The 21551-nt window shown below is 41.7% G+C and carries 19 protein-coding genes; 9 read left to right on the plus strand and 10 right to left on the minus strand.

What is annotated here, in order from left to right:
- Positions 1 to 11: 11 nt before the first annotated feature.
- Together FGG15_RS01820 and FGG15_RS01825 are read right to left on the minus strand one after the other, a co-directional pair.
- Positions 12 to 695: a hypothetical protein gene (locus tag FGG15_RS01820; protein ID WP_138832610.1), complete on the minus strand. Its 684-nt coding sequence runs from the start codon at positions 693 to 695 to the stop codon at positions 12 to 14.
- A 66-nt stretch (positions 696 to 761) separates the two neighbouring features.
- On the minus strand, positions 762 to 1535 hold the full coding sequence (locus FGG15_RS01825; RefSeq protein WP_138832612.1) for an MBL fold metallo-hydrolase: 774 nt from the start codon (positions 1533 to 1535) through the stop codon (positions 762 to 764).
- A gap of 169 nt (positions 1536 to 1704) precedes the next feature.
- Between FGG15_RS01825 and FGG15_RS01830 the strand changes: the two genes are divergently transcribed.
- A complete protein-coding gene (locus FGG15_RS01830; RefSeq protein ID WP_138832614.1) occupies positions 1705 to 2592 on the plus strand; it encodes a hypothetical protein in 888 nt (295 codons plus the stop codon).
- Between the two features lie 75 nt (positions 2593 to 2667).
- Here FGG15_RS01830 and fumC read toward each other — a convergent pair whose 3' ends face one another.
- On the minus strand, positions 2668 to 4065 hold the full coding sequence (gene fumC / locus FGG15_RS01835; RefSeq protein WP_138832616.1) for a class II fumarate hydratase: 1398 nt from the start codon (positions 4063 to 4065) through the stop codon (positions 2668 to 2670).
- 140 nt (positions 4066 to 4205) lie between these two features.
- Here fumC and FGG15_RS20155 point away from each other — a divergent pair, with 140 nt between their 5' ends.
- A complete protein-coding gene (locus FGG15_RS20155) occupies positions 4206 to 4379 on the plus strand; it encodes a hypothetical protein (RefSeq protein WP_202619518.1) in 174 nt (57 codons plus the stop codon).
- A 34-nt stretch (positions 4380 to 4413) separates the two neighbouring features.
- Here the strand turns inward: FGG15_RS20155 and FGG15_RS01840 are convergent, their stop codons facing one another.
- From FGG15_RS01840 to prfB, 3 genes are all read right to left on the minus strand, one after another.
- Positions 4414 to 4905 (minus strand): hypothetical protein, encoded by a 492-nt coding sequence (locus tag FGG15_RS01840; RefSeq protein WP_138832618.1) that lies wholly within the window; start codon positions 4903 to 4905, stop codon positions 4414 to 4416.
- Positions 4906 to 4949: 44 nt separating this feature from the next.
- Complete coding sequence (arsC, locus tag FGG15_RS01845; RefSeq protein ID WP_138832620.1) at positions 4950 to 5294, minus strand: arsenate reductase (glutaredoxin); 345 nt, start codon at positions 5292 to 5294, stop codon at positions 4950 to 4952.
- A 48-nt stretch (positions 5295 to 5342) separates the two neighbouring features.
- Positions 5343 to 6450 (minus strand): peptide chain release factor 2 gene (gene prfB / locus FGG15_RS01855; protein ID WP_237561719.1). Its coding sequence is split into 2 segments (ribosomal slippage): positions 5343 to 6386 and positions 6388 to 6450, totalling 1107 coding nucleotides; the frame shifts between segments, so codons are not numbered across the junction.
- Positions 6451 to 6532: 82 nt separating this feature from the next.
- Here prfB and FGG15_RS01860 point away from each other — a divergent pair.
- On the plus strand, positions 6533 to 8935 hold the full coding sequence (locus tag FGG15_RS01860; RefSeq protein ID WP_138832622.1) for a zinc-dependent metalloprotease: 2403 nt from the start codon (positions 6533 to 6535) through the stop codon (positions 8933 to 8935).
- 48 nt (positions 8936 to 8983) lie between these two features.
- Positions 8984 to 10009 (plus strand): threonine aldolase family protein, encoded by a 1026-nt coding sequence (locus tag FGG15_RS01865; RefSeq protein WP_138832624.1) that lies wholly within the window; start codon positions 8984 to 8986, stop codon positions 10007 to 10009.
- A 6-nt stretch (positions 10010 to 10015) separates the two neighbouring features.
- Here the strand turns inward: FGG15_RS01865 and FGG15_RS01870 are convergent, their stop codons facing one another.
- Entirely contained in the window at positions 10016 to 10342 is a 327-nt protein-coding gene (locus FGG15_RS01870; RefSeq protein ID WP_138832626.1) for a YbaB/EbfC family nucleoid-associated protein, read from the minus strand.
- 57 nt (positions 10343 to 10399) lie between these two features.
- Here FGG15_RS01870 and FGG15_RS01875 point away from each other — a divergent pair, with 57 nt between their 5' ends.
- The 4 genes from FGG15_RS01875 to FGG15_RS01890 all read left to right on the plus strand — a co-directional run bounded on the left by FGG15_RS01875 (position 10400) and on the right by FGG15_RS01890 (position 18446).
- Complete coding sequence (locus FGG15_RS01875) at positions 10400 to 12538, plus strand: S9 family peptidase (protein WP_138832628.1); 2139 nt, start codon at positions 10400 to 10402, stop codon at positions 12536 to 12538.
- A gap of 114 nt (positions 12539 to 12652) precedes the next feature.
- On the plus strand, positions 12653 to 15898 hold the full coding sequence (gene lacZ / locus FGG15_RS01880; protein WP_138832630.1) for a beta-galactosidase, LacZ type: 3246 nt from the start codon (positions 12653 to 12655) through the stop codon (positions 15896 to 15898).
- Between the two features lie 124 nt (positions 15899 to 16022).
- On the plus strand, positions 16023 to 17063 hold the full coding sequence (locus FGG15_RS01885) for a cysteate synthase (protein WP_138832632.1): 1041 nt from the start codon (positions 16023 to 16025) through the stop codon (positions 17061 to 17063).
- Positions 17064 to 17186: 123 nt separating this feature from the next.
- Positions 17187 to 18446 (plus strand): cysteate-C-fatty acyltransferase, encoded by a 1260-nt coding sequence (locus FGG15_RS01890; protein ID WP_138832634.1) that lies wholly within the window; start codon positions 17187 to 17189, stop codon positions 18444 to 18446.
- A gap of 16 nt (positions 18447 to 18462) precedes the next feature.
- On the opposite strand, the gene FGG15_RS01895 is transcribed toward FGG15_RS01890, so the two are convergent.
- The 3 genes from FGG15_RS01895 to FGG15_RS01905 all read right to left on the minus strand — a co-directional run bounded on the left by FGG15_RS01895 (position 18463) and on the right by FGG15_RS01905 (position 21199).
- Entirely contained in the window at positions 18463 to 18924 is a 462-nt protein-coding gene (locus tag FGG15_RS01895; RefSeq protein WP_138832636.1) for a DUF2059 domain-containing protein, read from the minus strand.
- A 107-nt stretch (positions 18925 to 19031) separates the two neighbouring features.
- Entirely contained in the window at positions 19032 to 20153 is a 1122-nt protein-coding gene (locus FGG15_RS01900; RefSeq protein WP_138832638.1) for a GTP cyclohydrolase, read from the minus strand.
- 65 nt (positions 20154 to 20218) lie between these two features.
- Entirely contained in the window at positions 20219 to 21199 is a 981-nt protein-coding gene (locus tag FGG15_RS01905; RefSeq protein ID WP_138832640.1) for a transporter, read from the minus strand.
- 85 nt (positions 21200 to 21284) lie between these two features.
- On the opposite strand from FGG15_RS01905, the gene FGG15_RS01910 reads away from it, so the two are divergent.
- On the plus strand, positions 21285 to 21545 hold the full coding sequence (locus tag FGG15_RS01910; RefSeq protein ID WP_138832642.1) for a DUF4834 family protein: 261 nt from the start codon (positions 21285 to 21287) through the stop codon (positions 21543 to 21545).
- The last annotated feature ends 6 nt before the right edge of the window (positions 21546 to 21551 follow it).

The following is a 21551-nucleotide window of genomic DNA, read 5'->3' on the forward strand; positions in this document are numbered from 1 at the left end:
AACCAACGGATTTATTTTTCTGCCTCAAGGCTCTTAAGCGCTCGTTGAAGCAAGTTTTTAGCATCTTCCAAATAGGCTTTCTGATGATGTTCCAAACTATTGGGATCGTTTTCCTTTTCAGGTGAATTTTGCTGGAAACTATTGGTGAATTGGACTAAATCCAAAATTGCCTTCTCTGCTCGGGTCAATTTATCCTTGGCATGTTTATCAAAAACCTTGAGCATTTCTTGCTCCATGGAATCTTTATCTTCTTCGGAATCGGCATAGGCCTCATGTTCCAATGTGGTATCCGCACTATCTTCCACTACGGTTTCTGGAACAATCCCTAAGGTACATTCGTCCAAAATGGTGATTAGTTCATTGATCAATCCCATTGATTTCTTGGAAAAAAAACGTCCGGCATCCCAGTCCACAGGCTCAATGGCCTTGTTGAGAGCTTCCATGGCGTCCAGTCTTTTATCTTCGGATTTGGCACAAGCGCATTCCGCCATAAAACTCTCGGATTTCTCCAAAGCGATCAAAGCTCTTTCGGCATAATACATTTGATGTTCAAAGTTGGTTGCGCCCATGGCCTTTTTGGTATGGCTTAAGCCATAGGTGATTTTGGCATAGAAATTATCACACTGATTGGAAAAGGAAAAGTTTGCCATAAAGAGGCATACGAACGCAAACAAAGTAAAGTGTTTGTTGATCATGGTTAAGTACTGATTTGGGTTGGTACTTCTACGTTAACGAAATTTGGGCTTTAATATTTTATAGGGTTAAAAATCGTCATTGGGGTACCAGTCCAGTTGTACCACCTTAATATTGGGATTTCCATTGTTAACAATGGTTTTAAACATCTTAACATCGCTAACATTGGGCCTGCCTCGGTAGTGATACGGATAGATCTCTTTGGGTTGGAATTCTAAAACGGCATCCGCTGCGCTGTAAACGTTCATTGTATAAGGTAAGTTCATGCATACAAAGGCCTTGTCTATATTTTTTAATGCCCTCATTTCAGGTATATCTTCTGTATCCCCCGAAAAATAGAGCCGTTGTCCATCAATATCGAGGACATAACCATTACCCCTCCCTTTGGTATGGAATTTAAGGGCTTCTTTACGAAGATTGTACATGGGAACCGCCTCTACCGTTATTCCGTAGCGTTCTTTTGAGTCCCCATTGTGCAGCACATCAATTTGAGGAGTGAATTCTTGGGGCATTTTATCAGCTACCGCCTGGGGTACCATGATTTTGGCCTTGTGTGTGTCCAATTCCTGTATAGTCTCCAAACTAAAATGGTCTCCGTGAATATCTGTAACAAGAATAAGGTCGGGTAGCTTTTGATTTGCGAAAGCTTGAGCTCCGCCAACAGGATCAATATAGATAGTGATTTCGTTCCATTCCAAAACCGCTGTGGCATGTTCAATGGGAGTGATTTTAATTTCGTTGGATTTGGGTTTTTCCACAATCATAACACTTTGCCCAAATGAACTGGCGCAAATCAGGCTTAAAAAAAGGAAAAGTACGAAGGGTGTTAATAAATTTTTCATGAGTCAGAAATTAATCGAGCCTTTTAAAATTAGTGCATACAACCGATTAGTCCACATTTTTTTAACATAATTTAAATCCGAATGATCCAAATCAAAAACTATAGCGTATATAACTCAGAACACAATTGATCGAAACACTTAATAGCAAGAATCAATTAATTTAAAAGTTATGACTGAAACAAAAAGTAACAACGGATTAAAGGTAATCGCAGGTTTGTTGGGCGTGGTTCTTTTAGGTACCATTATCTACACGGTTAGCCTTTACCAGGATAAGAAAAAAACTACCACTGCATTAACGCAGGAGAAAGAATTGGTTGTTGAGGATTTGAACAACCTTAAATCTGAATACGACAAAGCAATTTTGGAGAGCAACGCTACCAACGAGGAATTGGTTGCCGCTCGTGACAACATTGCTAAGTACATTGATTCTGTACAAGGAATGAAAGCTGATATCGCTTCCCTATCCAGATACAGAAGACAAGTAAGCGTGCTTAAAGCTGAAAGAGAAAAATTGTTGAAGCAAGTTGATTCTTTGACAACTTCCAACACTTTATTGGCCATGCAACGCGACAGTACTTTTGTAGAATTGGAAAAGCAAACTGTATTTAACGATTCTTTGGTAGTACAGAACACCCAATTGGCTGATGCCGTTGAAAGAGGATCTGCACTTAGCCTTTCTACCTTTACTGTAGATGCAGTTAGGGAAAGAAACAGTGGTAAATTGGTTTCTACTTCCAGAGCAAAAGCTACTGACAAGTTTAAAGTATGTTTTACTGTTGCTGACAACGTAATTGCTGAGGCTGGTGATCGCGAGTTCTTTATTGAAGTATTGGATCCTCAAGGAAATGTCCTGGGAGACAGCTTCTCTAAATCTAGCGAAGAAGGTGCTTCCATAACATATAGCAAGGGAACTAATTTTTACTATGAGAACAGCTCTTTGGATGTATGTGATTACATCAACAAGCCTGCTTCGGATTTCCAAAAAGGAAATTACATGGTAAATGTTTATGACGGTGGATTGAAGTTATTGGGAACTTCCAAATTCGCTCTAAAATAGTATACACTATCCACATTTCACAAAAAAGCCCGATCTGTTATGGATCGGGCTTTTTTTTATGGGTTTTGGAGAAGCTTATTTTAAACTACCCACCATATCCTCGGGTTTTACCCAAGCATCGTATTCTTCAGGGGTAACGTATCCAAGGTTAATGGCCTCTTCCCTTAAGGTAGTGCCATTTTTATGGGCAGTATTGGCAATTTCTGCCGCTTTATAATATCCAATTTTGGTGTTCAAAGCTGTTACCAACATCAACGAATTGTTCAGCAAGGTTTTGATTACTTCGTGATTGGGTTCTATGCCTGAAGCACAGTTTTCATCAAAACTAACACAACCATCGCCAATAAGCTGGGCGGATTGTAAAATGTTGGCGGCCATCATTGGCTTAAAAACATTTAACTCATAATGTCCTTGTGTACCACCCACAGTAACCGCAACATCGTTCCCCATGACTTGAGCACATACCATGGTCAAAGCTTCACATTGGGTTGGGTTGACCTTTCCGGGCATGATGGAACTCCCTGGTTCATTGGCCGGAATGATGATTTCCCCAATACCCGACCTAGGTCCAGAAGCCATCATTCGAATATCATTGGCAATTTTGTTCAGGGAAACAGCCAACTGTTTTAGCGCACCATGACTCTCTACAATAGCATCATGGGCAGCCAAGGCCTCAAATTTGTTCTCTGCCGTTTTGAAAGGTTGTCCGGTAAATTCAGCTATATATTTGGCCACCAGCACATCATATCCTTTAGGAGTATTCAATCCGGTTCCAACAGCTGTTCCTCCCAAAGCAAGCTCACTCAGATGTTCCAGTGTATTCTTTAAAGCTTTCAGGCCGTGATCCAATTGCGAAACATAGCCAGAAAATTCCTGTCCCAAGGTTAGGGGAGTAGCATCCATCAAGTGGGTACGCCCAATTTTAACCACATCTTTGAACTCCTTGGATTTTTTATCCAAAGTATTCCTTAATTGTTCAACACCAGGGATGGTAACCTCTACAATTTTTTTATAGGCGGCAATGTGCATTCCAGTAGGGAAGGTGTCGTTGGAAGATTGACTTTTATTAACATCATCATTCGGCTGAATGGTTTTCTCACCTTCTCCAATTTTCTTACCAGCCAGCTCGTGTGCCCGGTTGGCAATCACCTCGTTCACATTCATGTTACTTTGCGTTCCAGAACCAGTCTGCCAAATTACCAAGGGGAATTGCCCATCGTGCTGCCCGGTAAGGATCTCATCGCAAACTTGACCAATCAAATCCCTTTTGGATTCAGAAAGAACTCCCAATTCATGATTGGCATAGGCAGCGGCTTTTTTCAAATACGCAAAGCCATATACCACTTCCAACGGCATGGAAGCGGGGGCGCCGATTTTAAAATTGTTACGGGAACGTTCCGTTTGGGCTCCCCAATATTTGTCAGATGGCACTTTTACTTCGCCCATCGTATCTTTTTCAATTCTGAAACTCATTTTTGCTTTTTTAAGGATATGCAAATTTAGGGGTTCAGTCATTTATTTTACATGACTTACGCCCAAATCAACATTTTTTGAATACAGATTTGTTTTTTTTGACGAAATGAAGGTATCTTTGCTAAACAAAAGCAAACCACATGTTCGAATTTGACCAATATTTAGGATTTCTGGCATTTTTAACCATCTTGACCATCGGTTTTTGGTTGATGATTTTCTTATTGACTTTTGTAGTACCTTACTGGTTGTTTGGCAATCTTAAGGAAATGTATCAAGAAAGACGTGAGGCCAAGCGTGCCAAACGAAACGAATAGATAAAAAAGCCCCCGAAAATTTCGGGGGCTTTTTTTATGCTTTGGATTTCTTTTTATCCCTCTTCTTCTTTTTCTTCTTTTTGGCTTTGAACTTGTTTTTCTGTAATTCCAAATAAGCCAAGTATTTTTCCTCGGGAAGACCCGCCTTCATTTCGGCATCTTGACGCTCCTTTATCTTTTCCACCTCTTCCTTCATTTTTTCCGGCTCCAGTTCCAAAATTTGCAACTCAATCCTTTGCTGAACCGACTTCACTAAAGTAGTTCGAACTACAGCTACTTCGAAAGCATCTAATCCAAGTTCCTCGGTAATTTTAGGCATTTCACCATCCACAATTTCTTCTGCTGTAAGTGGATCTGCTTTTTTTGGTGGATCCGCTGCTTGCGGAATGGTACTACGTTGTCTTCCGTATCTATTGCCGTAGCCATAACCATAAGGACTACCGTAGCCATATTGCGCTACCAAATCATTCACGCAGAACAAGCCCAATAGTGTTGCCAAAATATATAACGTTCGTGTTTTTTTCATAATCAAAAACAGAATTGTTTTATCGTTGTTTTTCAATGGGTTAACTAGCTCAACAAGATACTAATTTTATCCGCAGGTCTTCCTATAACAGCCTTATTATCTTTTACAATAATAGGTCGCTCAATCAATTTTGGATGTTGTACCATAGCATCAATAATTTCAGAATCCGTGAGATTCTTGCCCTTGAATTGTTCTTTCCAAACGGCCTCATTTTTACGAATCAATGCCTCTGGCGAAATACCCAAATAACCAATCAGGGTTTCCAATTCTTCTCTCGAAGGAACTTCATCCAAATACCGTACCACTTCAAAGGATTCTCCCGAATTTTCCAAATACTCAAGCCCTTCACGTGACTTTCTGCACCTGGGGTTGTGATATATTTTTATCATCTCATTTCGCAATTAACGATTAACAATGTACAATTATCAAAATAGTTTTTAATTCTTAACACCAAACACCAAACACCAAACACCAAACACCAAACACCAAACACCAAACACCAAACACCAAANCATTACCGCATCCACATTTCCGGTTTCCTCGGAAGTACGTACATCCTTGACCAGTTTATAGGGGTGCATCACATAATTCCGGATTTGCGATCCCCACTCAATCTTCATTTTGGATGATTCGATTTCCGCCCTGGCTTCCTGCTTCTTACGCAGTTCAATTTCGTACAACTGGGATTTCAACATTTTCATGGCTGTGGCCCGGTTATCGTGCTGTGATCTGGAGTCAGAACAAGAAATTTGGATTCCCGTGGGTTTATGAACCAGTTGCACTTTGGTTTCCACCTTGTTTACATTTTGCCCACCGGCTCCACTGGATCGTGCTGTGGTGATTTCAATATCGGCAGGGTTAACATCAATTTCAATGGTATCATCAACCAGGGGATACACATATACCGAGGCAAAGGAAGTATGCCGTTTGGCATTACTGTCAAAAGGAGAAATACGCACCAAACGGTGCACCCCATTTTCACCCTTCAACCAACCAAAGGCAAATTCTCCCTCAATTTGGAGTGTTACAGTTTTGATTCCGGCAACATCCCCTTCTTGGTAGTTAAGTTCCTTAACCTTATACCCATTTTTTTCGCTCCACATTAAATACATTCGCATTAGCATGGATGCCCAATCGCAACTTTCGGTGCCACCTGCACCTGCCGTAATCTGAAGTACTGCGGTAAGTTCATCGCCCTCCTCAGAAAGCATGTTTTTAAATTCCAGGTTTTCTATGGAAAGTAGGGCTTGGTCGTATTGCTTGGATACTTCGGACTCTTCAACCTCCCCAGCCTGTTGAAATTCCATCAAGACTTCCAAATCTCCTACCAAAGATGTGGCGGAATTGTAATCCTCCACCCATTTTTTCTTGGATTTTAACACTTGCATTTGTAGCTGTGCCTCTTGGGGATTGTCCCAGAATCCGGGAGCCGCGGTTTTCTCCTCTTCGTTTTCTATTTCGATGAGTTTGGCATCAATGTCAAAGATACCTCCTTAACGCGCCAAGGCGTTCAATAAGATCTTTTTGCTGATCTGTGGTAATCATAGAATTTATTTCAGGCAAAAATAAGGTTTCAATGCAGTCAGGCAACGAAATTTATATAAATTTAGCTAGAACTAATTCAGATATGAAAAATTACATTTTTGCCCTCTTCGCTATTGCCGTTTTCACTCAATTTTCAGTTGCCCAAAGTTTTGAAAAAACCAAGGATTATCAAAAGTTCAATGGGTATTTCAATTTTTATTACGATGATGCTACCGACAAGATTTTTCTTCAAGTGGATGAGCTTGAAAAGGAATTTCTCTATGTGTATTCCCTGAGTAGTGGAATAGGAAGTAATGATATAGGTCTGGATAGGGGACAATTGGGAAATGAGCAGGTGGTCTTTTTTAAAAAAGCGGGAAACAAGCTGTTGCTGATTCAACCCAATTTAACCTTTAGGGCCATCACGGAGAATGAACTGGAGCGCAAATCTGTGGAACAGGCCTTTGCCAAATCTGTGCTGCATGGGTTTAAAATAGAGGAAGAATCCAAAGGGAGCTATTTAATAGATATGACGGATTTTTTGATGCGTGATGCCCATGGAGTTTCTGGAAGATTGAAAAATACCAAACAAGGTTCCTATAGCTTGGATGCATCAAAAAGTGCTTTAGCTTTTGAGCGCACGAAGGCCTTCCCAAAAAATGTAGAGTTTGACGTCACCCTTACATTTAAGGGAAATGCGCAGGGGGATTGGATACAATCTGTAGCGCCAAATCCTTCCCTGGTTACCGTGGCCCAGCACCATTCCTTAATTGAATTGCCGGATGACAACTACCAACAAAGGGTATTTGACCCTAGAAGTGGTTCTTATCCCTTTTCCTATTATGACTATGCCACTCCTGTCCAGGAGCCTATTTTAAAACGGTTTGTTACCCGTCATCGATTGCATAAGAAAAACCCAAATGCGGAGGAGAGCGAAGCTGTTGAACCCATTGTATATTATCTGGACAATGGAACCCCAGAACCGGTTCGTTCTGCGCTTTTGGATGGGGGCCGTTGGTGGAACCAAGCCTTTGAGGCCATAGGGTATAAAGATGCTTTTCAACTCAAAATTTTACCGGATGATGCGGACCCAATGGACGTGAGATACAATGTGATTCAGTGGGTTCACCGATCTACAAGGGGTTGGAGTTATGGTAGTAGTATTACCGACCCCAGAACTGGAGAAATTATTAAAGGGCACGTTAGTTTGGGTAGTCTACGGATTCGTCAAGATTTCTTAATTGCCCAGGCCTTGGTGAACAAACCCTTTGCAGAACGGGACGATAATTATCAGCCCATGCTGGAAATGGCTTTGGCCAGGATTCGTCAGCTATCTGCACATGAAATTGGACATACCCTGGGATTTGCCCATAATTTTGCCGCCAGCACCAATAACAGGGCTTCGGTAATGGATTATCCCCATCCTCAATTTGAGCTGAAGGATGGAACTATCGATTTTTCCAACGCTTACGATACTGGAATGGGGGATTGGGATAAGGTAACCGTAGCTTATTCCTATTCCGATTTCCCAAGTGGTACAGATGAACACGAAGGACTTAATGCTATTTTGAAAAAGGCTCAAGATGATGGGCTGCGCTACATATCCGATCAAGATGCTCGTCCTAGGGGTGGGTCACATGCCTTGGCACATCTTTGGGACAATGGCAAAAATGCTGCCCAGGAGTTGGAACGGGTCATGGAAATCCGAAAAAAGGCCATTTCCAATTTTTCTATGGACAATATTCGAACCGGAGAACCCAATTCAGTTCTGGAAGATGTCTTTGCTCCCTTATATTTCTTCCATAGATATCAAACCGAAGCTGTTTCCAAGCTGATTGGAGGATTGGATTATAATTATGCCACCAAAGGAGATGGGCAACACACCGTTCGCACTATTAGCGCTGCCAGACAAGAGAATGCCTTGGAAACCATCCTCACTACCTTGAATGCTGCGAACATAGCCTTACCAAAGGACAAACTTGAATTGTTCCCTCCCAGGGCTATTGGGTATGGAAAAACTAGGGAATCCTTCAAGGGAAGAAGCGGAGTGGCTTTTGATGCCCTATCCGCCGCTGAAACTGCTGCAGATATGACATTGGGATTGGTATTGCATCCTGAAAGGGCTTCGCGTCTCATCCAACAAAAAAGTCTTGATAAAGATCAATTGGGTTTGAATACCGTATTGGAAAACACTATTCAAAAGACCTTTGATGAGTCGCATCGTGACCCTTATCTGCAGGAGGTACAACAAACCATCAACTTTAGGGTATTGTACCATATCATGAATTTGGCCGCCAACAAAGAGGTGCATCCGCAAGTTAATGCCATTGCCAATGAAACGCTTAGGAGTTTAAGGTCTTCCTTGTTGAGCAAGGAAAAAGGCACTATTGCTGCTGAAACCGTGAGGCGTATTGATGCCTTTCTGAACGCTCCGGCCAAGTTCAAACTGATTGCTGTTCCCAAAATTCCGGATGGTTCGCCTATTGGGATGGATTGTTTTCATTAGAGTTTGTCAAATTCCAATCATCTAACAATCCAATAATCCAATCAACAAATGGAAATAAACCTTATAAGTGATACAGTCACCCTTCCAACTCCCGGGATGTTGGACGCCATGATGACCGCCAAAGTAGGGGATGATGTATTTAAAAATGACCCCACCGTGAACGCTTTGGAAGAAAAGGTTGCGGAATATTTTGGGATGGAGGCATCCCTGTTTTTTCCCAGTGGTTCCATGGCAAATCAAACTGCGATTAAATTGCATACCCAGCCTGGGGAACAGCTCATTTGTGATAAATATGCACATGTATTCAATTATGAAGGGGGAGGGGCAAGTTTTAATAGTGGGGTATCCTGTAGATTGGTGGATGGAAATCGAGGAATGATGACTGCAAATCAAGTCGAAGAATCTATAAATCCGCCCGACTTTTATCACAGCCCACTATCAACATTGGTTTGTATAGAAAATACTACCAACAAAGGAGGCGGGGCTTGTTGGGACTTTGAAGAGTTAAAAAAAATAAAGCAGGTTTGTGATGAAAACCAGTTGCATTACCATTTGGATGGAGCTCGACTTTGGAATGCCCTAGTAGCCAAAAATGAGGACCCCAAAGACTACGGCGACCTCTTCGAAACTATAAGTGTGTGTTTTAGCAAGGGGCTAGGTTGCCCAGTAGGTTCTGTCTTGGTTGGATCAAGGGAAGCCATGGACAAAGCGCTTCGCGTTCGTAAAATTCTTGGAGGAGGAATGCGCCAATCTGGTTTTTTGGCGGCAGCCGCCATTTATGCCATGGATCACCATATTGATCGCTTATCCGAAGATCATGTAAAGGCCATGGAAATTGCGGAGGTACTAAACAATTTGGATTTCGTTCAAAAGGTAGAACCCATTGAAACCAACATCATTATTTTTGAATTGGATGAATCTAAAATGACCTCTGATGCCTTTTTGGAAAAACTGACCGAAAACCAGATTTCCATCATAGGAATGGGGCAAGGGAAATTGCGGATAGTTACACATCTGGATTACACCCAGACAATGCACGATCACTTTTTAAAAACCCTAAAAACTATTGGTTGATATTGCCTATTTAAAAAGGGAGTCCATTCCAGGGATATTGGGCATGCCCTCTTTGGCTACAGCGGCCAATTCCGTCTCGTTGACCTTGGTGGCCTGTTCTATGGCTTTATTCAGTGTAAGCACCAAATAATCTTCCAATTGCTCTTTGTCCTGCAGTAGGCTTTCATCAATAGCAATTGATTTTAGTTCCCTATTGGCCGTAATGGTGATTTTTAGCAATCCATCTGAGGATTCCTCGTCAATCAACACGGTATTCAAACGTTCTTTGGTTTGCTTAACTTTTTCTTGGGTCTCCTTGAGTTTACCCATCATTCCCATAAAATCTCCAAACATGATATAGTATAGTGTAAATTCAGGTCAAAAGTAATAATTTGGGCAAAATCTGTCGCGATGAAACTATCACTTTATACCTACTTAGGTTGTTTGATATGCCTTATTTTTGCAGCCGCTTGTAAAAATAAAAATGAAGATCGCATGAGCATTACTCCGCCAATAGCTAAAAAATATCCCAAGAAGCTGGAAAAACATGGGGACCTTAGAATTGATGATTACTATTGGATGAACGATAGGGAGAATCAAGAGGTTTTGGATTACCTCAATGCAGAGAATGCCTACTATGCTGAAATGAGCAAGCATACCAAGGATTTTCAAGAGGAACTGTTCCAAGAGATGAAATCCCGCATCAAAGAAGATGACAATTCGGTTCCCTATAAGTACAATGGTTATTGGTATATAACTCGGTATCAAAAAGGAGGGGAATATCCCATGTATTTTAGGAAGAAAGAGGTAATGGACGCGCCAGATGAGCTCTTGTTCAATTGCAATGAAATGGCCAAAGAACACGAATTCTTCAATCTGAGAGGCGTTACGGTAAGTCCAGATAATACATTGGCCTCATTTGCCACCGATACCGTTTCGCGAAGACAATACACTATTCAAATCAAGGATTTGCAATCAGGACAAATATTTGATGACAAAATTGAAAACACCACAGGAAGTTCCGTTTGGGCCAATGATGGAAAAACGCTGTTTTACACCAAAAAGGACCCAATAACACTTCGTGCCGATAAGATTTATAGACATACATTGGGTACTTCAGAAGCAGAAGATGTGCTGGTTTTCCACGAAAAGGATTCTACCTACAACACCTTTGTATATAAAACCAAATCAAGGAAATATCTGGTCATAGGGTCGGTAAGTACACTGACTTCGGAATATCAAATTTTGGATGCCAATGATCCAGTAGGGGAATTTACCATATTTTCTCCTCGGGAACGGGGAGTGGAATACGGTATTTCGCACTACAACGGCAACTTTTTTATCCTGACCAATAAGGATGGGGCCACGAATTTTAAACTAATGAAGACCACGGATGCCAAAACTTCTTCGGAACACTGGCAGGAGTTTATTCTGCACAGAGAAGAGGTGTTGTTGGAAGATGTGGAGATATTCAAGGATTATTATGTGCTTTCCGAAAGGGAAAATGGTCTTAATAAATTAAAAGTTAATCGATGGGACAATGCAGCATCCTACTATTTGCCCTTTGACAGTGAGACTTATGTTGCGGGAGCTTCTATCAATGTGGAATTTGATTCCAAGATGTTCCGATACTATTACAATGAAATGGGCGCACCCTATGCCATTATCGATTTTGATATGGAGACCCAATCCAAAACAATCTTAAAGGAGCAGGAGGTATTGGGAGGTAAGTTTGACAAGTCCAACTACCGAACAAAACGGGTTTGGGCCACGGCTAGGGATGGAGTCCAAATTCCAATTTCCATGGTTTACCAAAAGGATGTCAAATTTGACGGTAGCAGCCCGCTGTTGCAATATGCCTATGGGTCCTACGGAAGTACAATAGACCCCTATTTTTCTTCCATTCGATTGAGTTTATTGGACCGTGGGGTTGTTTTTGCCATTGCGCACGTTAGAGGAGGAGAGTATTTGGGACGAGGATGGTACGATAATGGGAAATTACTTCATAAGAAGAACACCTTTACCGATTTTGTGGATTGCTCCAAATTCTTGATTGCTGAAAACTATACCAGTCCTGGACATTTATATGCCAGTGGTGGCTCTGCTGGTGGACTTTTGATGGCGGCGGTAATTAATATGGCTCCTGAGTTGTACCATGGTGTTATCGCTGCGGTACCCTTCGTTGATGTGGTTACCACTATGCTGGACGATTCCATTCCATTGACCACCGGAGAGTATGATGAATGGGGGAATCCGAATGAGAAAGAATATTATGATTATATGAAATCCTATTCCCCCTATGACAATGTCGAAGCCAAGAAATATCCCAATCTTTATGTTTCCACTGGATTGCACGACTCCCAGGTACAATATTGGGAACCGGCCAAATGGGTTGCCAAATTGCGGGAGTTGAAGACCGATGACAATCTTTTATTCTTGGATACCAATATGGATGCAGGTCATGGCGGGGCTTCGGGCAGATTTTCGTCCTTGAAGGAAACCGCCAAGGAATATGCTTTTATTCTGGATTTGGAGGGAAAAACCGAATAGCCTACTTGCCCTTAAAGCGATTTGACAAAAGTGGTTTTGGATGATGTAATCCATCGTTGATTGCGTAATTTAGAGGCTACTTAATTGTAGCATATCTAAAACCAAAACCTCAAAATGAAAAACTATTTCATGGCGGTCTTGTGTCTTCTCGCAACCTGGACCGCACTCTCGCAATCTCCCAACGATTGGGAAAATCCGTTGGTGACCAGTATTAACAAACTTCCTGCGCGCGCAACTTCCGTTTCGTTTCCTGATGAAGTCATGGCCCTTAAGGGAGACCGAAAAGCCAGTCCCCGTTATCAGAGCCTTAACGGTACTTGGAAGTTCAATTTTGCCCCGACAGTGGAGCAAGGAAAGACCCATGAGGACTTCTATCAAATGACATTTGATGTGTCAGGATGGAATGGCATTCCTGTTCCAGCCAATTGGGAACTTCATGGTTATGGACGGGCCATTTACACCAATGTGACCTATCCGTTTGTGCCTGTGGACCCACCTTATGTCCCAAAAGATGATAGTCCCGTTGGATTCTATCGAACCAATTTTACGATTCCCGCCAATTGGGATAACAACAAAATCATTATCCATTTTGGAGGTGTCACTTCTGCATTTTATCTGTGGATCAATGGAAAAAAAGTAGGCTATAGCCAGGGGAGTCGATTGCCAGCAGAATTTGATATCACTGATTACCTGCAAAAAGGGGAGAACGTTCTGGCAGCCCAAGTTTTTAGATGGAGTGATGGCTCATATTTGGAAGACCAGGACCATTGGCGTTTGAGCGGCATTCATAGGGACGTTTATCTGGAAGCTTTACCTAAAACACATATCTACGATTTCTTTGTACGTGCTTCATTGGATGATGCCTTTGAAAATGGGAAACTAAGTGTTCGACCCAAACTTCAACTGGAAGAGGGGGTAGATGTTTCCAACTGGGAACTGTCCATGCAGCTGTTTGACGGTAACAATGCTCCAGTTTTGGACAAAGCGGTGGCAAGACCCGTTTCGGAGCTCTTAAAGGAACATTATCCTCAAAGGGCCACAATCGATTTTGCATTTCTGGAAGCAGAAGTCGATAACCCTAAAAAATGGTCGGCAGAACATCCAAATTTGTACACCTTGGTACTGTATTTAAAAGATGCTAATGGAGCCATTGCAGAAACAAGGAGCAGTAAGGTTGGATTTAGGTCTATTGAAATCAGGGATGGGGAGTTTTTTGTGAATGGCCAACCTGTTCTGCTATATGGTGTTAACAGGCATGACCATAGCCAGCATACCGGCAAAGTGGTATCCAAAGAGATCATGCGCAAGGACGCGCTGCTCATGAAGCAGTTCAACTTTAATGCTGTGAGAACTTCGCACTATCCCAACAACCCATTTTGGTATGAACTATGTGACGAATATGGATTGTACGTTATAGATGAAACCAACCTTGAAACCCACGGCATAACAGGAATCTTGACCAACAACCCAGATTGGGCCCATGCCCATGTAGATCGAGCGAAACGGATGGTGGAAAGGGATAAAAACCACCCCTCCATTATTTTTTGGTCTTTGGGAAATGAGAGTGGAATGGGACCAAATCATGCTGCAATGTCGGGTTGGATCAAGGATTACGACCCTACCCGTTTTATTCATTATGAGGGAGCCCAGTACCGAAGTTGGGATAGCGGGTTGACCGATCCACCTTATGTGGACATCCGGAGCAGAATGTATAATTCCATAGAATATATGGTAGATCTTGCCAATGCCCCAAAAGATCCCCGTGCGGTAATCTATTGTGAGTATGCGCATGCTATGGGTAACTCTTTGGGGAATTTTACCAAGTTCTGGGATGCCATCAAGGCCAATAAGAGGTTTATAGGTGCTTTTATCTGGGATTGGACAGATGGTGCACTCATTAAAAAATTGGACAATGGCAAAGAGATGTGGGCTTACGGGGGCGACTACGGAGAAACCATTCATAGTGGAAACTTCAACAACAATGGGGTTATTAGCCCGGACCAAACCCCCAAACCGGCCACTTGGGAAGCCAAAAAGGTGCAACAGCCTGTTGAAATATCCTCAGATGATTTGATCAATGGAATATTCAAGCTTAAAAACAGACATCATTTTACCTCTTTGTCCCAATACGATGGCTTTTGGAAATTGGAAGCGGATGGCCAAACCGTGCAAGAAGGCACATTTGAGGTACCAGATGTAAAAGCCCAAACCACGGGAACGATTCAAATCAATTACAAACAACCCAAGGTGAAACCGGGCGTTGGCTATTATATTACCTTGAGTCTAAGACTGAATAGGGATTACAATTGGGCAAAGGCAGGTCATGAAACCTCTTGGCAACAGTTTGAATTGCCATTTTTTGAGGTGGCTGCAGAGCAAAAGTTAAAAGACAGCAGGGAATTGACAACGGAAGAAACCGGGGATGCCGTGACTGTTGTTACCAAAACCGGCAAAATTCGTTTTGACAAAAAGACCGGTGCCCTCACTTCCATAAATGTACAGGGAACAGAATTGCTCAAGGGAGCAATACAGCCTAATTTTTGGAGGCCTCCAACCGATAATGACGTAGGTTCCAAAATGCCCCAAAGACAAAACTATTGGGAAAATGCGGCTAAGTCCAAAACCTTGCGTTCGTTCCGTACCCTGCTAAAAGAACCCAAGAATATAGTTTTGCAGGCAATTTATGACCTTCCTTTGCCAGAGGGAAGTAATGAAGAAAAATCCACAATTGTACTCAATTATACCGTGTTTGGCAATGGGGAAATTGCTGTGGAAAGCACTTTTACGCCAGTAGGCGACCTTCCTAACCTACCACGATTTGGCATGCAATTGGTCTTGGATGACGATTTTGAAGCCATGGAGTGGCTTGGGAAAGGCCCCCATGAGAATTATGTGGATAGAGCTACCTCTTCAGCTTATGGCTTGTACAGCAAATCGGTTAAAAATGACTTTTTCCATTATGTGCGGCCACAGGAAAGTAATAATTATACTGGGGTAGATTGGACAAGGCTTACCGATAAATCAGGCAAGGGGCTTGAAATTTTGGGCAGTGTTCCTTTAAGTGTTAGTGCATGGCCGTATACCATGGAGGACCTTTCTGACCCAAAGGGACATATTGTGGAACTTCCGGATAGGGATATTATTACCCTGAATGTGGATTACCGACAAATGGGCGTGGGAGGAGATGATAGTTGGACCATCAACGCAAGACCACATGAAGAGTTTCGCTTGCCATCCAAGGAATATTATTATGGTTTTGTGATACGACCAATACTGTCAAAATCCAAAAGGATTAACCATAGTATGCCTCCGATCACGGAATCCAAAGAAAAGTTGGATAAGGCCTTGCCATTGGACTAATTTGGGTAAATCCGGTGTAAGGGGGTAATTCTTGGACAAAATGCCATTTAAAATAAAAAATACTATTTTTGTCCCGGATTAATTGCTGGCATGTTCGGCAATTGCCCCTTACCTAAACCCAGTTATGAAAAAACAGATAAGTGCGTGTAGCAGTATTCTTGATTTAATTGGAAATACCCCACTTGTTAAGCTAAACAAAATCGCAGAACCCCTTACCGGTAATTTCTATGCTAAGGTGGAGGCCTTTAATCCAGGCCATTCTTCCAAAGACAGAATTGCAGCCTATATTATTGAGGAAGCGGAGCGCAAGGGTATTTTGAAACCTGGAAGCACCATTATTGAAACTACCTCTGGAAATACAGGATTTAGTTTGGCCATGGTGAGCATTGTTAAAGGTTATAAATGCGTATTGGCAGTTAGTTCCAAATCATCGCCTGATAAAATAGATATGTTGAGGTCTATGGGTGCCAAGGTTTATGTATGCCCAGCCCACGTTAGTGCGGATGATCCAAGATCATATTATGAGGTGGCCAAAAGATTGCACAGCGAGACCAAGAATTCCATTTATATCAACCAATATTTCAACGAACTGAACATAGAGGCCCATTACAACACCACAGGTCCTGAAATTTGGAACCAGACCAACTGTTCAATCACCCATTTGGTGGCTTGTAGTGGAACGGGAGGTACTATTTCCGGAATTGCCAGATATTTAAAAGAGCAGAACCCTGATGTAAAGGTATTGGGGGTTGACGCTTATGGTTCGGTATTGCAAAAATTCCATGAAACCGGAGAATTTGACCATAATGAGGTATACCCATATCGAATAGAGGGATTGGGTAAAAATTTGATTCCTGCAGCCACTGACTTTAACTGTATTGACCGATATATCAAGGTAACTGATGGGGAAAGCGCCCATATGGCTAGAAAAATTGCTCATTCCGAAGGAATGTTTGTTGGATACACCAGTGGAGCAGCCATGCAGGCCTTGTTTCAGTTGAACACTGAAGGGGAGTTTTCAGAAGATAGTAATGTTGTTGTAATATTCCCTGACCATGGTTCAAGATATATGAGCAAAGTGTACAGCAATGAATGGATGGAAAACCAAGGGTTCTTCGATATTCAGAATTCTGAATCTCCTGAAAAAGTGGAGTATATCAAATAAATACAGAGACTTTTAAAAATATAGAGCGGCAATGGTTTTCATTGCCGTTTTTTTATGTGTCCATTTCATTGTGAGGGCTTGCCAAAAATATATATTTTTGCATTTGAATTAATTTTAGGGTAGATGAGAGATTTATTTGACAGGATTATTGAAAATAAAGGGCCTTTGGGAAAATGGGCATCGCAGGCAGAAGGATATTTTGTATTCCCAAAATTGGAAGGTCCTATCTCTAACCGGATGAAATTCCAAGGAAAAGATGTTATTACGTGGAGTATTAATGACTATTTGGGATTGGCCAACTTACCTGAAATTAAGAAAGTGGATGGGGATGCAGCTTATGAGCACGGTTCTGCCTATCCCATGGGTGCCCGTATGATGAGCGGACACACCGATTATCACGAGCAATTGGAGCAGGAATTGGCAGCTTTTGTGAATAAAGAAGCTTCCTACCTATTAAATTTTGGCTATCAAGGATTCATGTCTGTAATTGACGCTTTGGTTGCCAAGGACGATATTATTGTCTACGATGTGGACTGCCATGCCTGTATTATTGATGGGGTTCGATTGCATATGGGTAAACGTTTCACGTTTAAGCACAATGATGCCGGAAGTTTGGAAAAAAACTTGGAACGTGCCACCAAACTGGCCACAGAAACTGGTGGTGGTATTTTGGTGATTTCCGAGGGTGTGTTTGGTATGCGGGGAGAGCAGGGAATCCTAAAAGAGATTGTTGACCTTAAAAAGAAATATAAGTTCCGATTGTTGGTAGATGATGCCCACGGTTTCGGAACGCTTGGTAAAACGGGAGCAGGAGCAGGTGAGGAGCAAGGTGTTCAAAACGAAATTGACGTGTATTTGGCCACATTTGCCAAATCTATGGCAGGCATAGGAGCTTTTGTGGCTGCTGATAAGGAAATCATAGAATACCTAAAATATAACCTTCGTTCCCAAATGTTCGCCAAGTCCCTACCCATGGTTTATGTCAAGGGAGCCTTAAAGCGTCTGGATATGTTGCGCACAAGACCGGAATTAAAGGCCAAACTTTGGGAAAATGTAAATGCGCTTCAAAATGGCCTAAAGGAACGGGGATTTGATATTGGAACCACATCCAGTTGTGTAACCCCGGTATACCTGAATGGGAGTATTCCTGAAGCTATGGCTTTGGTAAAAGACCTTAGGGAAAACTATGGAATTTTCTGTTCTATTGTGGTTTATCCGGTGATTCCGAAGGGCTTGATTCTATTGAGATTGATTCCGACGGCAACCCATACCTTGGAAGATATCAAAGAAACTTTGGAAGCTTTCTCTGGCATTCGGGAGAGATTGCAAAATGGAACCTATAAAAGGCTTTCTGCTGCCGTGGCTGCTGCCATGGGAGAATAGGTGAACCTTTTTTGGACTAATATCCTTTTTCTTCCAGTCTTTTTATCATTTTTTCGCTAATCTTCAACCCCCATTGTTGTCCAACGCTCATGGATTCCGCCGTGATTTGAGGGGTGTTTTTAGCAAATTTTTTCCCAACAGGGGTGGAGTAGAAGGCAACTAGTTGGGATAAATCTTCTTCCGTCAAGTATTTTTGATAAACAGGTGTCAGCAATTGCACCAATTCATCAACCGAAGTTTTTTTGAATTCTGCCTGAAGTTCATCCCAGGTACTGGTATCCACCGAGCTATAGTTTTGTTTGATCATATTAAACATTTGATCTATTACGGTTACAAAAGTTTCATGGGATCCGTTGGCAGCAAATAGCTCCCCTAGCGCCTGTTCATAATTGGAGGTCTTATTTTGGGCATTGGCTGATAAACCAATTAGACAAATTAATAGGATTGCATATTTTTTGGTGGGAAGTGAAAATTTCATGCTGAGGTTTTAAGGTTGTTTTTAGTCTACAAAACGGCTAAAGCCAGCTAAAATTGTAATTCCCAAATTCAGCTGTACTTTACTCTGAAAGCCATCAAGTCAACCAACTAACTTAGGGACTTTTTATACGTTCTTCTTCGTTTATGGGTTACCGGGTCAAAATGCTTCCACATTTGCCGGATTGCCACGTTTTCCTCCAGTTCCGGGGTACGGATGCAGTTGACCACCCCGCGTTTTTTGAAGGTTTTGTAGTATTCATTAAAAATAATCGCGGTAACACCCTTATTCTGGTAATCCGGATGGATTCCAATCAAATAAAAGATGACATCCTTACTGTGCTTCTTGGCTTTCAATAAATGGAACACTCCGGTTGGGAAAAGTTTACCATTGGCCTTTTGCAGGGCTTGGGAAAAAGATGGCATCACAATGGCAAAGGCGACCAACTGATCATCGGAATCGACAATAAATTTGATGTACTCAGGATTTATAAAGCTGATGTACTTCTTTTTAAAGTACTCTTTCTGTACATCGGTAATCTTTACAAAGGAAGACAGACTGGAATAACTGTTGTTGAACAAATCGAACATTTTGTCTACCCAGGGCATGATTTCCTTGCTATTACCAAAGTTGAGTTCGCGAAGCGAATACCGCTTCTTGATTAGGAGATTGGCCTTTTCAAAAACCTTTGGATCCGCATTGGCAAACAAAAATTTATTCTCCAGATATTCCTTTTCCTTCACAAAACCATGGTGCTCGTAGTGTTTTTGGTAGTAGGGATGGTTGTACCAGGTAATCATGGTTCCGATATGGTCAAAACCGTCAATGAGCACTCCTACTTTGTCCAGATTGGAAAAGCCAACAGGCCCTTCCATATAGGCCAGTTGATGTTCTTGTCCAATTTCAGCCACCTTTTCCAACAAGGCAGCGGAAACCTCCAAATCATCCGTAAAATCAAACCAGCCAAAGCGCATCTTCTTCAGATTTTGCTCTTTGACTTCCAGCCAATTGATGATCGCAGCCACCCTTCCTACAATCTTCCCATCCTTGTAAGCTAGAAAGAAGGAGGCCTCGGCATTTTGAAACACAGGGTTTTTATCCGTATTGAAAGTTTCCATTTCATCGTTAATGATGGGCGGAACCCAATAGGGAGAATCTTTATAAATGGAAAAGGGGAATTTTACAAATTTCTTTAATTCAGACTTGGACTGTACCTGTTTTACTTGAACCATACAAAGTAGTTTGTAGGGTCAATATTAGGAATAATCTCGCAGAAGAAAAATGATATCCATAAATCTTAGAAATCCAACTTATCTTTCTTCTTCTTTTTACTTTTTTTACGCTTTTTCTTAACTGCGTTCTTTTTGATCTTACCGCCTTGACCACCTTTACTGCTTACAGAAACGAGCTTGTCTTTATGAAAATCCAGTCTATAGGAAAATCCCAGAACCGTAAAAATTCGGGATGGATCGTTCTTAAAACCGGAACCCAGATGAAAATCTGCCTGGAAATTAGGGCTGATCAAATAGGCCACTCCGGTACGCAACAGAATATCAGAATACCTGTCACCACTAAACCCTTGACCCTCCAGGAACACACTCCATTTGGGATCTCTAAATGAATGGGAAATGGACATCGCATAACTCCATTCTGGAAAATCCGTTCCTATGCGGTCGTATGCCACATTGGAAATAAGAACAAATCTAGGGGATAATCTACTTTGGGTGTTTATCCCAACCCGGGGTGTAGCAACATCGTCACCTGGATAAAATGGATTGTCTCCTAGGGTAAAAGTAGCTCCTCCATAGATAGAGATTGCCGGAATCAGGTTCTTCCATTGGAAAACGTTGTTGGCCCTCCAGCTATAGAGATTGGGCTTGTTGTTTTCCGGGTTTTTAAAAGGGTCGTAAATCAAAAATTTGAGTCCCAACCTATTTCTAGAGAAATCTGTGCGCCTTTCCATCGTTCCCAAATCGGTAAAGGTGATATTCTGGGAAATAAAGGATCCTTCATAAACCAGTTCCAAAGTTTCAAACAGAAGGCCGTATCTAAGGGCAAGGTCCGTTCCAAAAATGTTAGAATCGGTGTTAAGGGAGGCATCGTCTTGTTGCTCGTAAACCAAACCCATTTCCAACTGTACCACATTTCTTCCTACAGCATAGGCACTGACGGCTCTACCGGGCCTGTTAGAATTGATGACATCCGTGTATTGGGCCAAGGAAATAAAGGGAACCAAATAGAAAAGCAAAGAGATTTTTCTCAAACAAGGGGAATCCATATAACTGATTTTAATACTATTTTATGAAACTTTAAGTACGTTTGCGGTACTAACAATGTAATTTTGATGCAATAGCTATTGTTATATGGTTTTATTACAAACGATTTTACTGGTTGTATTAGTATATTATGCGGTCAAATTGCTGCTAAAATGGCTGGCACCCCGATTGCTAAATTATGCAGTACGCAAAACTGAAGAGCGTTTTGGACAACAATATGGTACCTATCAGGATTTTAGCGACCCAAAGGAGAAAGAAGGAGAAACAAGTATTTACAAGCAGCCCAACCCAAAATCCAATCCCTCAAAAAAAGTTGGAGAATACATAGATTTTGAAGAAATTGACTAATATTTG

Origin of the sequence: Flagellimonas algicola (assembly GCF_005937185.1) — a bacterium.
Classification (GTDB): Bacteria; Bacteroidota; Bacteroidia; order Flavobacteriales; family Flavobacteriaceae; genus Flagellimonas; species Flagellimonas algicola.

What these genes read in the sequence shown, in the direction of transcription:
- FGG15_RS01820 (WP_138832610.1), bottom strand. Translation starts at nt 695, where the DNA reads ATGATCAACAAACACTTTACTTTGTTTGCGTTCGTATGCCTCTTTATG.
- FGG15_RS01825 (WP_138832612.1), bottom strand. Translation starts at nt 1,535, where the DNA reads ATGAAAAATTTATTAACACCCTTCGTACTTTTCCTTTTTTTAAGCCTG.
- FGG15_RS01830 (WP_138832614.1), top strand. Translation starts at nt 1,705, where the DNA reads ATGACTGAAACAAAAAGTAACAACGGATTAAAGGTAATCGCAGGTTTG.
- fumC (WP_138832616.1), bottom strand. Translation starts at nt 4,065, where the DNA reads ATGAGTTTCAGAATTGAAAAAGATACGATGGGCGAAGTAAAAGTGCCA.
- FGG15_RS20155 (WP_202619518.1), top strand. Translation starts at nt 4,206, where the DNA reads ATGTTCGAATTTGACCAATATTTAGGATTTCTGGCATTTTTAACCATC.
- FGG15_RS01840 (WP_138832618.1), bottom strand. Translation starts at nt 4,905, where the DNA reads ATGAAAAAAACACGAACGTTATATATTTTGGCAACACTATTGGGCTTG.
- arsC (WP_138832620.1), bottom strand. Translation starts at nt 5,294, where the DNA reads ATGATAAAAATATATCACAACCCCAGGTGCAGAAAGTCACGTGAAGGG.
- FGG15_RS01860 (WP_138832622.1), top strand. Translation starts at nt 6,533, where the DNA reads ATGAAAAATTACATTTTTGCCCTCTTCGCTATTGCCGTTTTCACTCAA.
- FGG15_RS01865 (WP_138832624.1), top strand. Translation starts at nt 8,984, where the DNA reads ATGGAAATAAACCTTATAAGTGATACAGTCACCCTTCCAACTCCCGGG.
- FGG15_RS01870 (WP_138832626.1), bottom strand. Translation starts at nt 10,342, where the DNA reads ATGTTTGGAGATTTTATGGGAATGATGGGTAAACTCAAGGAGACCCAA.
- FGG15_RS01875 (WP_138832628.1), top strand. Translation starts at nt 10,400, where the DNA reads ATGAAACTATCACTTTATACCTACTTAGGTTGTTTGATATGCCTTATT.
- lacZ (WP_138832630.1), top strand. Translation starts at nt 12,653, where the DNA reads ATGAAAAACTATTTCATGGCGGTCTTGTGTCTTCTCGCAACCTGGACC.
- FGG15_RS01885 (WP_138832632.1), top strand. Translation starts at nt 16,023, where the DNA reads ATGAAAAAACAGATAAGTGCGTGTAGCAGTATTCTTGATTTAATTGGA.
- FGG15_RS01890 (WP_138832634.1), top strand. Translation starts at nt 17,187, where the DNA reads ATGAGAGATTTATTTGACAGGATTATTGAAAATAAAGGGCCTTTGGGA.
- FGG15_RS01895 (WP_138832636.1), bottom strand. Translation starts at nt 18,924, where the DNA reads ATGAAATTTTCACTTCCCACCAAAAAATATGCAATCCTATTAATTTGT.
- FGG15_RS01900 (WP_138832638.1), bottom strand. Translation starts at nt 20,153, where the DNA reads ATGGTTCAAGTAAAACAGGTACAGTCCAAGTCTGAATTAAAGAAATTT.
- FGG15_RS01905 (WP_138832640.1), bottom strand. Translation starts at nt 21,199, where the DNA reads ATGGATTCCCCTTGTTTGAGAAAAATCTCTTTGCTTTTCTATTTGGTT.
- FGG15_RS01910 (WP_138832642.1), top strand. Translation starts at nt 21,285, where the DNA reads ATGGTTTTATTACAAACGATTTTACTGGTTGTATTAGTATATTATGCG.